Source organism: Pseudoalteromonas sp. TB64 (genome assembly GCF_000498095.1).
Classification (GTDB): Bacteria; Pseudomonadota; Gammaproteobacteria; order Enterobacterales; family Alteromonadaceae; genus Pseudoalteromonas.
This window is the reverse complement of the sequence record NZ_AUTQ01000115.1, coordinates 1-12,774: the sequence shown is the minus strand read 5'-3', so window position 1 is coordinate 12,774 and position 12,774 is coordinate 1. Positions and strand designations below refer to the sequence as shown.

General features: G+C 39.7%; 13 protein-coding genes. 9 read left to right on the top strand and 4 right to left on the bottom strand.

Annotation, left to right across the window (positions count from 1 at the left end; all coding sequences use genetic code 11):
- Positions 1–1,221 (top strand): Si-specific NAD(P)(+) transhydrogenase (gene sthA / locus L647_RS0108970; protein WP_024610838.1); only part of this gene is annotated, 1,221 nt, incomplete at its 5' end.
- A 109-nt stretch (positions 1,222–1,330) separates the two neighbouring features.
- Here sthA and hemE read toward each other — a convergent pair.
- Positions 1,331–2,395 carry a uroporphyrinogen decarboxylase gene (gene hemE / locus L647_RS0108965; RefSeq protein WP_002961084.1) on the bottom strand — a complete coding sequence of 355 codons (1,065 nt, stop codon included), beginning with the start codon at positions 2,393–2,395 and terminating at the stop codon, positions 1,331–1,333.
- Positions 2,396–2,924: 529 nt separating this feature from the next.
- Here hemE and L647_RS0108960 point away from each other — a divergent pair.
- A complete protein-coding gene (locus L647_RS0108960) occupies positions 2,925–3,395 on the top strand; it encodes an Rsd/AlgQ family anti-sigma factor (protein ID WP_024610837.1) in 471 nt (156 codons plus the stop codon).
- 114 nt (positions 3,396–3,509) lie between these two features.
- Here L647_RS0108960 and fkpA read toward each other — a convergent pair whose 3' ends face one another.
- Positions 3,510–4,262: an FKBP-type peptidyl-prolyl cis-trans isomerase gene (fkpA, locus tag L647_RS0108955; RefSeq protein ID WP_024610836.1), complete on the bottom strand. Its 753-nt coding sequence runs from the start codon at positions 4,260–4,262 to the stop codon at positions 3,510–3,512.
- Positions 4,263–4,476: 214 nt separating this feature from the next.
- Here fkpA and L647_RS0108950 point away from each other — a divergent pair, with 214 nt between their 5' ends.
- Together L647_RS0108950 and L647_RS0108945 are read left to right on the top strand one after the other, a co-directional pair.
- Positions 4,477–5,475 (top strand): hypothetical protein, encoded by a 999-nt coding sequence (locus tag L647_RS0108950; RefSeq protein ID WP_024610835.1) that lies wholly within the window; start codon positions 4,477–4,479, stop codon positions 5,473–5,475.
- Positions 5,462–5,677 (top strand): SlyX family protein, encoded by a 216-nt coding sequence (locus L647_RS0108945; protein WP_007378900.1) that lies wholly within the window; start codon positions 5,462–5,464, stop codon positions 5,675–5,677. Before L647_RS0108950 ends, L647_RS0108945 begins: the two co-directional genes overlap by 14 nt.
- A gap of 32 nt (positions 5,678–5,709) precedes the next feature.
- On the opposite strand, the gene L647_RS0108940 is transcribed toward L647_RS0108945, so the two are convergent.
- Positions 5,710–5,913 (bottom strand): YheV family putative zinc ribbon protein, encoded by a 204-nt coding sequence (locus L647_RS0108940; protein WP_024592140.1) that lies wholly within the window; start codon positions 5,911–5,913, stop codon positions 5,710–5,712.
- A gap of 132 nt (positions 5,914–6,045) precedes the next feature.
- Between L647_RS0108940 and L647_RS0108935 the strand changes: the two genes are divergently transcribed.
- The 5 genes from L647_RS0108935 to L647_RS0108910 all read left to right on the top strand — a co-directional run bounded on the left by L647_RS0108935 (position 6,046) and on the right by L647_RS0108910 (position 11,443).
- Positions 6,046–7,968: an ATP-binding cassette domain-containing protein gene (locus L647_RS0108935; protein WP_024610834.1), complete on the top strand. Its 1,923-nt coding sequence runs from the start codon at positions 6,046–6,048 to the stop codon at positions 7,966–7,968.
- Positions 7,952–8,374, top strand: coding sequence for a TIGR02444 family protein (locus tag L647_RS0108930; protein ID WP_024610833.1), 423 nt, complete (start codon positions 7,952–7,954; stop codon positions 8,372–8,374). The genes L647_RS0108935 and L647_RS0108930 overlap by 17 nt, the downstream gene beginning before the upstream one ends.
- Positions 8,375–8,938: 564 nt before the next feature.
- Complete coding sequence (locus L647_RS0108920; RefSeq protein ID WP_024610832.1) at positions 8,939–9,928, top strand: hydrolase; 990 nt, start codon at positions 8,939–8,941, stop codon at positions 9,926–9,928.
- The gene (locus tag L647_RS0108915; RefSeq protein WP_007378894.1) at positions 9,928–10,182 is read left to right on the top strand and encodes a YheU family protein; all 255 of its coding nucleotides are present in this window, start codon (positions 9,928–9,930) and stop codon (positions 10,180–10,182) included. The genes L647_RS0108920 and L647_RS0108915 overlap by 1 nt, the downstream gene beginning before the upstream one ends.
- A 64-nt stretch (positions 10,183–10,246) precedes the next feature.
- The gene (locus L647_RS0108910) at positions 10,247–11,443 is read left to right on the top strand and encodes a dipeptidase (protein ID WP_024610831.1); all 1,197 of its coding nucleotides are present in this window, start codon (positions 10,247–10,249) and stop codon (positions 11,441–11,443) included.
- Positions 11,444–11,637: 194 nt separating this feature from the next.
- Here L647_RS0108910 and tuf read toward each other — a convergent pair.
- Positions 11,638–12,774: elongation factor Tu (gene tuf / locus L647_RS0108905; RefSeq protein WP_024610809.1), on the bottom strand; the 1,137-nt coding region annotated here is incomplete at its 5' end.

Genomic DNA, 12,774 nt, shown 5'->3' with positions numbered 1-12,774 from the left:
CGTTATATTGAATACAAAGCAAATCCTTTGTTTAATATTGGCGAGCGCCCTACCCGCTTAACATTTCCTGATATTTTACGTCATGCAAGTTCGGTTATTTCTAAGCAATCTAATTTACGTAGCAGCTTTTACGATCGTAACCGTATTCATATGTTTCAAGGCGACGCGAGCTTTGTAGATAAGCACACGATTGAAATAAAGCGAAATGACGGCTCAACCGAGCGACTTACGGCTAAAACAATAGTTATAGCAACTGGTTCTCGTCCTTATCGCCCACCAGAAGTCGATTTTACACATTCTCGTATTTACGAGAGCGACACTATTTTAGGTCTTAAGCACGACCCTCACCGCGTACTGATATACGGTGCTGGTGTAATAGGTTGTGAGTATGCCTCTATATTTAAAGGCTTAGGCGCTAAAGTTGATTTAGTTAATACACGCGACCGCCTACTTGCTTTTATGGATGCTGAAATATCTGATGCGCTTAGTTACCACTTTTGGAACAGCGGTATTGTTATTCGTCATAACGAAGAGTTTGATCGAATCGAAACACGTGACGACTGCGTTATTATGCATTTAAAATCAGGCAAACGCGTAAAAGCTGACTGTATTTTATTTGCTAATGGTCGTACTGGTAATACAGATACACTAAACCTTGAAGCCATTGGTTTAAAAGCCGATAGCCGTGGCCAATTAAAAGTTAACGAAACATACCAAACAGAAATCGATAACGTTTACGCTGTAGGTGATGTAATTGGCTACCCAAGCCTTGCAAGTGCTGCGTTTGATCAGGGTCGTATAGCTGCTGATGCAATTGCATGTGGCAACTGTGACGACAGACTAATTGTTGATATTCCAGCCGGTATTTATACCATTCCAGAAATGAGCTCTGTAGGTAAAACAGAGCAAGAACTTACAGCCGCTAAAGTACCGTATGAAGTAGGTCGTGCTCAGTTTAAACACCTTGCACGCGCGCAAATTGCAGGAACTGAAGTAGGTAGTTTAAAAATACTATTTCACACCGAAACCAAAGAAGTACTTGGCGTGCATTGTTTTGGCGAGCGAGCGTCTGAAATTGTTCACATTGGTCAAGCCATTATGGAACAAAAAAATGGTGGCAATAATATCGACTACTTTGTAAATACCACATTTAACTACCCAACCATGGCTGAAGCCTACCGTGTTGCGGCATTAAATGGTTTAAATCGCTTATTTAAGTAGGTTATTAAGTAAGGTTTTTTAAAGCCCTTTATAAATAGATAACAAAAAGCCCGCTAATTAGCGGGCTTTTTACTTTTAAACAGTTGTACAAAGCTTGTTTAAATAGCTATTACTTATGGTACTTAGCACTTAGCTCATGTACTGCATTAATGAATACACCGGCATTTTCAGGGTCTACATCTGGTGTAATACCGTGGCCTAAGTTAAACACGTGGCCATTGCCCGTACCAAAATCTTCTAAAATAGTGCCTACTTCTTGGCGAATACGCTCTGGTGTACCATGTAACATAGATGGGTCCATATTACCTTGTAGAGCAACTTTATCACCAACACGGCGCTTAGCGTCGCTGATATTAATAGTCCAATCAAGACCGATTGCATCACAACCTGTTGCTGCAATAGCTTCAATCCATTGACCACCATTTTTAGTGAACAAAGTAACCGGTACTTTACGACCATCGTATTCACGAATTAAGCCATCAACAATTTTATGCATGTATTGCAGTGAAAATTCGTTGTAATCGCGCGGGCTTAATACACCACCCCATGAGTCAAATACCATTAGCGATTGTGCGCCAGCTTTAATTTGAGCATTTAAGTAATCGATTACTGAATCAGCTAACTTATCTAGTAATAAATGAAGTGTTTGCGGCTCTGCAAACGCCATTTTTTTAATTTTACCAAATACTTTACTGCTTCCGCCTTCAACCATATAAGTTGCTAGTGTCCACGGAGAACCCGAAAAACCAATTAATGGAACTTCACCTTTAAGCTCTCGACGAATAGTGCTTACTGCGTTCATTACGTAGCCAAGCTCATCGGTAGGGTCTAACTTTGGAATTTTTTTAACATCAGCTAGCGATGAAATTGGTCGTTCAAACTTAGGACCTTCGCCAGTTTCAAAGTAAAGACCTAAGCCCATAGCATCTGGAATCGTTAAAATATCACTAAATAAAATAGCAGCATCTAACGGGTAACGGCGTAATGGCTGTAGTGTTACTTCACACGCAAGCTCAGCATTTCGACACAGGCTCATAAAATCGCCCGCTTGTGCACGTGTAGCGCGGTATTCTGGTAAGTAGCGTCCTGCTTGGCGCATCATCCATACCGGAGTTACATCTACTGGCTGTTTTGCTAGTGCACGTAAATAACGGTCGTTCTTTAATTCGCTCATGGCGTAAATAATCCTAAGGCTTGTATAAATTGTACAAGATTATACCACCATATTCACCGCCCCTCTATTGCTTAGGGACGAAAACAACCTTACCTAGAGGCAGATCAATAAAATTTGAGGTTTTAATCTATTTTGGTTATAAAACAAGCAAACAAACCATAACATTTAAAACTTCTTGTTAATATGTTTGCAACATCACAAAAACCTTGTTATTGTTCATCCCGCGTTAACAAAAACAATAATAAAAATCTTAAAACAATAAAAATAATAGTTTTAAAATAATAACAATAAAAATCATCTCATAAAAATAAGAAAGCTTGTTATAACAAGTCACTGAAAGAAATTAGACCACCTTAATCGGTGGTTTTTTCTTGCCCGCAATAAACTTTTTAGTAATAAAAACTAAATAAATTACACCTCTTTTAGAACATCTATTTACTTGTTGATATACAGGCAAATTAAATATATCTTGATGTACATAAACTTATTATATTCTAATTGAAAGACCAACCCAGCTAGGAGAACAGTTATGCTGACGCGTGTAGAAAAAGCTCAACAAAAATGGGGTGGTAGCCACACTGTAATCGACAAATGGTTAAACGAACGCCAAGATCTCATTGTGCTTTTTTGTAAAATGGCAGGCTTTTCTCCATACGACAAGAAAGAACATGCTTTACCAGAGCCTGCGCAAATTGAATCTTTTTGCCAAATTTTAATGGATTATTTATCTGCAGGTCATTTTGAAATTTACGATGATATTGCCAAAGCTTGTGAAAATAAAGGTGTGCAAAGCCAAGCACTTGCCAACGACATTTACCCGCGCATATCAAACACTACAGATGTAGCTCTAGATTTTAATGATAAATATGCTGAAGTTAATAAAGATGATTTATTAAAAGATTTTGATAACGATTTATCTGTTATTGGCGAAGCATTAGAAGCACGCTTTGCATTGGAAGATGAGCTTATTGATAACTTATTTTCTAATCATACTGATTAATACATGCGCCATACACTTAGCCTAAATTATGGTTATGTGTAAAATGCATTAAAAAAGGGACCTTAGGTCCCTTTTTGCAAATATAGGCTAAATAAATTTTAGCTTATATTATAATTACTCTTCAGTAGCTGCGTCAGCATCAGCTTGAATTTCTAGTAATTCAACTTCAAATACAAGTGTTGAATTAGCTGGAATTTTACCTAAATCACGGTCACCGTAAGCAAGTTCAGAAGGAATAGTAAACTTGTACTTAGAGCCAACAGGCATAAGTTGTAAACCTTCAGTCCAACCAGCAATAACGCGGTTAAGAGGGAAAGTTGTAGGTTCATTACGTGCGTAAGAGCTATCAAACTCGGTACCATCTAGTAAAGTACCTTTGTAATGTACTTTAACTACATCAGTAGCTACTGGCTTTTCGCCATCGCTTTCGCTAAGTACTTCATACTGCAGACCAGACTCAGTTACTGTAACACCTTCTTTTTTAGCATTGTCAGCTAGGTATTTAACGCCCGCTTCTTTACTTTTTTCAGACTCTACTTTCGCTTTTTCTTCTTGCTTAGTACGTACTGTTGTATCTAGCGTTGTTAATAATTCACGAATTTTTTCTTCGTCAATTTGTGCTTTATCAGCAAGTGCATCTTCAAAACCACGGATTAAAAGCGCTTGATCAAGTTCAATACCAAGCTCAGATTTATCTGCTAGGTCTTTATTTAAAAAGTTACCTACAGATGCACCAATACCGTATGCTTGTTGCTGTTCAACAGTGTCTAATTTAACGTCTGCTTGTTCTTTTTTTGCTTCTTGATTACAAGCTGTAAGCGCTAAAACTGACGCTGCAATCAATGACAATCTAATCGTCTTTTTCATTTTAAATCTCCGACACACTTTGCAGTTGTCATTTAATGTATTATTACTAGTTAAAGATTAACTGCCTACATGATAGGCTGCTTGTTTAATAACTAAATTCTGCGTTGTTAGCTAAACTAAAAACATACCCAGTGCTTAGACAAACAACCTAGGCATTTAACGCGACCTAGTCTAACCTCTCAGTCACTAAGAGTTAAGGGGAAATACCTGTAATATGTCGATATTTCGTACTTTTTTAATCATATTTAGCTGTTTTTTAGCCACCGCCTGTACCGACAAAAAGCAACAGGCTGTAGCAAGCTACGAACATGCAGCAAAAGGTGCATTTTCGTCAGCACTATCAAACGATGGTAAATACAGTTTAATATCCTCTATCAACCATGGGGTCGCCCTGTGGGATAATCAACAGCAAGTGCTAAAATACCAGTGGTTTCAGCAACAAGATCAAGACAGTTTGGTATACGCTGTTGCCATTGCATTTGATAATAGCGTTGCCGTTACCGCCGAAAAAACCACCTTCGCCGTATGGGACATAATAACCGGAGCTAATAAGGGTTATTACAAAATACAAGAATCGAGTATTCGCGATATTGCTATTAGCGACCAAGGTCGTAGTGTTTTATACGGTCGCAGCGACGGCGTAGTTGTATTTGTAAACCTTGAAACAGGTAGACGAATACAATTTTTAGGTCATCAAGATAAAATAAATACCGTTGACCTATCTCCTAACGGACGCTTTGCTTTAAGTGGATCAAACGACTATGTCGCTTATTTTTGGGATACACGTACCGGACAAGTAATTCATCGTTTTAATCATCCTACTCGCGTTACCCAAGTTACACTTGACCCACAAGGTCGCTACGCATTTACGGCAGATAGTATGGCACAAGCAAATGTATGGAAGCTGACTACAGGTGATCTTGTAAGCAAACTGAAGTATATTGCGCGTCAGAAAATTTTTACTGCTGTGCGTTTTAACGAACAAGGCACTTTGCTTGCAACCGGCTCGCCAAATAAGCGCGTTGATTTGTGGCAAATACCAAGCGGTGAAAAAATTCAAACTTGGCAGGTTACCCCGCGCGAAGGCAGTAAGCCTAAATCGGCGGTGGTGCTAGATGTGACATTTACAGATAACGGTAAGTCGTTGTTAACCGAAAGCTCCAGCGGTATCGCAGAGCGATTTATTATACGAGAGAATAATGAACACAATTGAACATCGCTTAATGGAACTTGAAGCCAAAGTGGCTTTTCAAGATGAGACGATTGAAGTCTTAAATGATGAAATAAAAGTGCACCAGCAACTTTTAGCGAAAATGAAACGCCAAACCGAGCTGCTAGCAGAAAAAATTAAAGAGTCGCAGTCATCATCGTCTATGATGTCTGAAGCACCTGAGCCGCCTCCGCCGCATTACTAAAACAGGTAAAAGTTAGGCAATAAAAAACCGGGTTAGTCGCCCGGTTTAAACACACCAATTACTTGTTCAAATTGACGAGTAGATGCCTGAACAGCGTTATCTGGTTGCGCCATTTTATGGCCACACTCAACACACTCTACTTTTTCAACATCATGTTCTCTGTAAAGCATCATAGTATCCATGGCTTTGCAGTCAGGGCACGATGCACCAGCAATAAATCGCTTTTTTTTTCTCACAACATTTTTCCTGTGGTTTGAACTACCGCTATTTTATCGTATAACTTCACTTGTTGATACGCTTGATAAGAGCATTAAGTTCTATGGTATGATAACGCCAACTTAACAAGGGCACAGTAAAGTAACGCATTCATGATCCAAATATCAGAAATAGAACTACTTCGTGGCGGAAAAGCCTTATTAAAAAACGCATCAGCTACGTTATTCCCAGAGCACAAAGTAGGCCTTGTTGGCGCTAATGGCTGTGGAAAATCAACGTTATTTGGTTTACTAAAATCTGAATTGCAACTCGATGCCGGTAATTGCAGCATTCCAAAAGATTGGTCTATTGCCTCAGTAAAGCAAGAAACCCCTGCCCTTGAAATAAGCGCAATTGATTATGTACTGCAAGGTCACCCAGAATACTACGCTATGCGAATAGCACTGCGTGAGGCCGAGCAAAATAACGACGGCGACACACAAGCCAAAGTACATATTCAGCTTGAAAACATTAAAGGCTACAGCATTGAATCAACCGCAGGTGAGCTATTACATGGTCTAGGCTTTGCCAATAACCAAATAGAAAACCCTGTAAGCTCGTTCTCAGGTGGTTGGCGCATGCGTTTAAACCTTGCCCAAGCACTTATACGCGATGCTGATTTACTACTTCTCGATGAGCCAACAAACCATCTTGATTTAGATGCCGTTTATTGGCTTGAACGCTTTTTACGCGCTTACACAGGCACCCTTGTACTTATATCGCATGACCGTGAGTTTTTAGATGCGGTGGTTGATCAAATTTGGCACGTAGATAAGCAACTTATTAATGTGTACAAAGGTAACTACTCGCAGTTTGAGCGCCAAAAAGCAGAGCGTTTACTACAACAACAAGCAATGTTTGATAAGCAACAAGATCAAATTGCACACCTTGAGCAGTTTATAACGCGCTTTAAAGCAAAAGCCAGTAAAGCTAAACAAGCACAAAGCCGTGTAAAAGCGCTTGAACGCATGGAAAAACTAGCGCCGGCACATGCCGACTCCCCGTTTAATTTTGAGTTTGCAGATCCAAAAGCATTACCAAACCCACTCATGACAATAGATAAAGCCAAAGCGGGTTATGGTGACGTCACTATTTTAAATAATATAGAGCTAAACCTAGTACCAGGTAGCCGAATTGCTCTACTTGGTCGAAATGGCGCGGGTAAATCAACGTTAATTAAACTGCTTTCTGGTGATTTAGAGCCGCAAGCTGGCGAAGTTATTCAGCATCACGGATTAAATATTGGTTACTTTGCGCAGCATCAGCTGGAATCTCTTGATTTAAAAGCCAGTGCAATAACGCATATACAACGACTCGATCCAAAAGCCACTGAGCAATCACTACGTGACTTTTTAGGTGGTTTTGCCTTTATTGGCGATAAAGCACTTGAGCCTGTAGCCCCGTTTTCGGGCGGCGAAAAAGCACGTTTAGTACTTGCCATGTTGGTATATCAAAAACCAAATTTATTACTACTCGATGAGCCAACTAACCACCTTGATTTAGAAATGCGCCATGCACTTGTTATGGCACTGCAAGGTTTTGAAGGCGCTATGGTTACCGTATCGCATGATCGCCACATGCTTAAAAATACCGCCGATGAGTTTTACCTTGTAGATGACGGCAAAGTGACCCAGTTTGGCTACGACCTAGATGCATATTACCAATGGCTACTTAATGCGAATAAAGAAGCGGTTAAAGCGCAGCAAAACGACGAGCCTAAAGCAAACCCAGGTGTTAATCGTAAAGAGCAAAAGCGCTTAGAGGCTGAGTTTAGAAAAGCCATCCAGCCACTTAAAAAGCAAATTGAAAAGCTTGAAAAGCAACTCGATAAATTTACCGCCGAATTAAGTGAAGTTGAAGTGACCTTAGGTGATAACGAACTCTACAACGACGACAACAAAGCCAAGCTTAAAGAGTTATTAGCCAAGCAAGCAACCCTTACGCCTAAGCTTAACGACGTTGAAGAAGAGCTACTTATGGCACTTGAAGAAATGGAAGAAAAAGAGCAGGCATTCGCTGATGAACTTGCTCAATAGCGACCATTTTTGGCAGTTTGCGTGCACCTTGTACGCAAAGCCTGATCAACAAACAACCTTGCTGGCACTACAAAACCAGCAAGGAAAAAACGTTAATTTATGCTTATTGCTACTTTATTTAGACTCATTAAATTTAAGTATTAATACCCAACAGCTAAATGAGTTAACGCAAGTAGTTAGTGAATTTGATACTCATGCATTACAACCTCTGCGCGCTGCTCGTAGCTATTTAAAAGCTAATCAGCATACAATAAGTGACTACGCCACAATACGCGCAGAGTTACTGAGCGCCGAGCTAAAGCTTGAAAAACAACAGCAACATATGTTGATTTCAGCAGTAAATGAGTTTGAATTAATCGAGCATGCAGAACCGAATAATATTGAGCTATATGTGAAAGCCACTTAGCCTGTGAGTTTTTATACCCTCTTCCACTTCTTATTCTCTTTTCTTTGTGCAAAAAACCTGTAAGCGTTTTATTCACAAAGAGGTTAAAAGCGCTGAGATTTTAAAAAAAATACAAAAATCATAGATTACGATCAATTCATTATTTAAAGCGCAAACTTCTCTGTGCTCTCAGTGGTAATAACTTATTAGCCCTTAAAACATGATCTAAATCAACTTAGCTTCGCTCCTACATCTGCTTAAGTAAATAACTTGATCTCGATCACGTTACATTCTGTAAACACCACCTATGATTAACCCATCAGCAACGAGGGGAACAACTCATGAACGTATTCTTTAGAGACTTTTTTACAGACCCAGTTTTATTTATGTCTTTTGGATTTTTAACTATTGTTGTTTCTCTATGTATCTTTTTTGCTTTTTTCTTTCTTAAAAAGATACACGATGCAGAAGTTCCTGAATAAAATTAAGCACGACGCACAAAGCGCCTTATCTGTTACTGATTAGGCGCTTTTTATTCTTTTTGGTACACTAGCGATTCGTTTTTGCAAAGTGTGTAGTACAAACATGATCCCACAGTTTAAACCCGCATGGTGGATGACTAATCGTCACGTTCAAACCATAATGCCGCGTTTTTTCCGCCCATTTCATCATACTCGCTACGAACTTGAGCAGCTTGATACACCCGACGGTGATTTTATTGAGCTTGCCTGGTCACTTCCGCACAACGAAACGGCTCCACTTGCAATTGTGCTTCATGGTCTTGAGGGCAATATTAATAGCTTTTATGCCAAAGGCATGATGAAAGCATTAAAAAAACAAGGTTATGCAGTCGTGCTTATGCACTTTAGAAACTGCTCAACCGAAGTTAATCGCCTACCACGTGCTTATCATAGTGGTGACACCGCCGATTTATCTTTTTTTATTAATCATCTAAAGCAGCAATATCCAAACAGACCTATGGTTGCCGTTGGCTTTTCTCTTGGCGGTAACGTACTTGCTAAATACCTAGGTGAACAAGCACAAGCATGCCCTTTAAATGCCGCTGCGGTGGTATCTGCTCCTTATGACTTGTCGTCATCAAGTGATGTAATACGCAAAAGTTTAGGTAAAATTTATCAAAAATATCTGCTCGATCGAATGAAAAAATCGATGCAACGTAAACTTCCACAAATTAAGCAGCAAATATCGATAACTACCGATCAATTAATGGAAATTGACGACTTGTTAGAATTTGATAATCAGCTAACAGCTCCATTGCATGGTTTTGAAAATGCACATGACTATTATCGCCAAGCTAGCGCTATGCCATACTTAAAGCACATTGCTGTTCCTACATTAATTATTCACGCAAAAGATGACCCAATGCTTTCTATTAAAGCGGTGCCTAGTAGGCAAGATGTGAGCGAGCATGTTACGCTGCGCATCTCAGAAAAAGGCGGTCACGTTGGTTTCATTAGTGGAAAAAATCCGTTTAAGCCTATTTTCTGGTTAGAGAAGGCCGTACCCAGTTACTTTGGGGAACATGTTTTAAATAAAGCGAGTAAAAAGCAGTAATGATCATCCCTTTTGAACAACTCGATAAAGATACGCTATACAACTTAATAGAAAGCTATGTTTTACGTGAAGGCACTGACTACGGTGAAGTAGAGGCAAGCATTGAATCAAAAGTAAACCAAGTTAAGCTTCAGCTTAAAAATGGTGAAGCGATGGTGTTTTTCTCAGAATTACATGAGTCGGTAACTATTATTTCAAAAGGCGAATTTAAAGCTCTGCAAAGTGAAGAGCATCAAGCGCAGTCGTTTGATTAGTGCACAACACTTGTAACTTTTGAATTGAACGTACACAATGGCTTTTTACCCAAAGAGCCAAAACATGATAAAACTCAGCACTCTAGTGGTAGCCGTATCACTAGCATTAACTAGCCAAGCCCAAGCAGAACAAACAATAACAGCATCTGAAAAGGCAATTAAACTGGCTAAAGACACCATTTTAATTGATACCCATATTGACGTACCTTATCGAATTCATGAAAGCTGGGTTGATGTAACCAAAGCAACTAATGATGGCGATTTTGACTACCCTCGCGCAGTAAAAGGCGGCTTAAATGCCCCATTTATGTCGATTTATATTCCAGCGCATTTAGAATTTGAAGGTAAAGGAAAAAGCTACCAATTAGCTAATCAACTTATTGATAGTATGGAAGCTATTGTACAACGTGCCCCCGATAAATTTGCTATAGCAAGCTCAACTAAAGATATAAAAGAGCAATTTAAACAAGGTAAGCTGTCTATAGCTATGGGTATGGAAAATGGCTCTCCTATTGAAGGGGATATGAAAAACCTTCAGCATTTTTACGACCGTGGTATTCGTTACATAACACTCGCGCATTCACAAAGTAACCATATTTCTGACTCATCTTACGATATTCGCCGAAAGTGGAAAGGCTTAAGCCCATTTGGTAAAAAGCTTGTCACTGAAATGAATAATGTTGGTATGCTAATCGATGTATCACACATCTCTGATGATGCGTTCTATCAAGTGATGGAGCTATCTAAAACTCCAGTTATCGCTTCACATTCATCGCTTCGTAAGTACACACCAGGCTTTGAGCGTAATATGAATGACGACATGCTATTGGCACTTAAAGAAAATGGCGGCGTTATTCAAATCAACTTTGGTTCAAGCTTTGTTACTGCTAAAGCAGGCTCTTGGGGAAAACAGCTAAAAAGTAAAAAAGAAACTGTAAAAAAAGAAGGTACTAAACTAGCTAAAGATTTTGATGCAGCATACCGCGCTAAAAATCCATATCCATTTGCAAGTCTTGAACAAGTGCTTGATCATATTGATCACGTAGTTGAGCTGATTGGTATAGATTATGTAGGTATTGGCTCTGATTATGACGGAGTTGGCGACTCATTACCTATAGGCTTAAAAGATGTGTCTAGCTACCCTAACCTTGTCCAAGGTTTAATGGATAGAGGCTATAGTGATAAAGATATTAAAAAAATATTGAGTGGAAATACACTAAGAGTATGGAAACAAGCTGAAGAGTACGCAAAAAAGCATTAAAGCTTGAAAGCTTTTAGCGATTAAAGGCTAGCTAAAACCTTAATAAAAAACACGCTTTAGGGCGTGTTTTTTTGTAGCTAAGTTCTTATACCAATCCGCAGTAATACTGAGGGGGTTAAGTTGGCTTTTCTTCAGACATTAAAAAACCCGAGACTAAGCTCGGGTTTTTTGGTAAAAATTAGCTAGGCTAATAATTACGCTACGATAGTTGCTACAACACCAGCACCTACAGTACGACCACCTTCACGGATAGCAAAACGAAGACCTTCATCCATCGCGATTGGTGCGATTAGAGTTACTGTCATCTTGATGTTATCACCAGGCATTACCATTTCTACGCCATCTGGTAACTGTACGTCACCAGTTACGTCAGTTGTACGGAAGTAGAACTGTGGACGGTAACCTTTGAAGAATGGAGTATGACGACCACCTTCATCTTTCGAAAGTACGTATACTTCTGAAGTGAATGTAGTATGTGGGTTGATTGAACCAGGCTTAGCTAGTACTTGACCACGTTCAACGTCTTCACGCTTAGTACCACGTAGAAGTGCGCCGATGTTTTCGCCAGCACGACCTTCGTCTAGAAGCTTACGGAACATTTCAACACCAGTACAAGTAGAACGAGTTGTATCATTGATACCAACAATTTCTACTTCGTCATTGATGCGGATGATACCAGCTTCAACACGACCAGTTACAACAGTACCACGACCCTGGATTGAGAAAACGTCTTCGATAGGCATGATGAAAGGCTTATCGATGTCACGCTCTGGCTCTGGGATGTAAGTATCAAGTGCGTTTGCAAGCTCAACAATCTTATCTTCCCACTCTTTCTCGCCTTCTAACGCTTTAAGCGCAGAACCAGCGATTAGAGGTAAGTCATCACCTGGGAAATCGTATTCTGAAAGAAGTTCACGAACTTCCATTTCTACTAGTTCAAGTAGCTCTTCGTCATCAACCATGTCACATTTGTTCATGAACACGATGATGTAAGGAACGCCAACTTGACGAGAAAGAAGGATGTGCTCACGAGTTTGTGGCATAGGGCCATCTGTCGCAGCAACTACTAAGATCGCGCCATCCATTTGAGCAGCACCAGTGATCATGTTTTTAACATAATCGGCGTGACCAGGACAATCTACGTGTGCGTAGTGACGTGAAGGAGTATCGTATTCAACGTGAGACGTTGAAATAGTGATACCACGTTCGCGCTCTTCAGGAGCGTTATCAATTGATGCGAAATCTTTAGCAACACCGCCGTATACTTTTGCAAGTACGTTAGTGATTGCTGCAGTTAGTGTAGTTTTACCGTGGTCAACGTGGCCGATTGT

Bases quoted from the DNA above. Each gene is read 5' to 3' on its own strand.
- hemE (WP_002961084.1), bottom strand. From the start codon at position 2,395: ATGAGCGAATTAAAGAACGACCGTTATTTACGTGCACTAGCAAAACAG.
- L647_RS0108960 (WP_024610837.1), top strand. From the start codon at position 2,925: ATGCTGACGCGTGTAGAAAAAGCTCAACAAAAATGGGGTGGTAGCCAC.
- fkpA (WP_024610836.1), bottom strand. From the start codon at position 4,262: ATGAAAAAGACGATTAGATTGTCATTGATTGCAGCGTCAGTTTTAGCG.
- L647_RS0108950 (WP_024610835.1), top strand. From the start codon at position 4,477: ATGTCGATATTTCGTACTTTTTTAATCATATTTAGCTGTTTTTTAGCC.
- L647_RS0108945 (WP_007378900.1), top strand. From the start codon at position 5,462: ATGAACACAATTGAACATCGCTTAATGGAACTTGAAGCCAAAGTGGCT.
- L647_RS0108935 (WP_024610834.1), top strand. From the start codon at position 6,046: ATGATCCAAATATCAGAAATAGAACTACTTCGTGGCGGAAAAGCCTTA.
- L647_RS0108930 (WP_024610833.1), top strand. From the start codon at position 7,952: ATGAACTTGCTCAATAGCGACCATTTTTGGCAGTTTGCGTGCACCTTG.
- L647_RS0108920 (WP_024610832.1), top strand. From the start codon at position 8,939: ATGATCCCACAGTTTAAACCCGCATGGTGGATGACTAATCGTCACGTT.
- L647_RS0108915 (WP_007378894.1), top strand. From the start codon at position 9,928: ATGATCATCCCTTTTGAACAACTCGATAAAGATACGCTATACAACTTA.
- L647_RS0108910 (WP_024610831.1), top strand. From the start codon at position 10,247: ATGATAAAACTCAGCACTCTAGTGGTAGCCGTATCACTAGCATTAACT.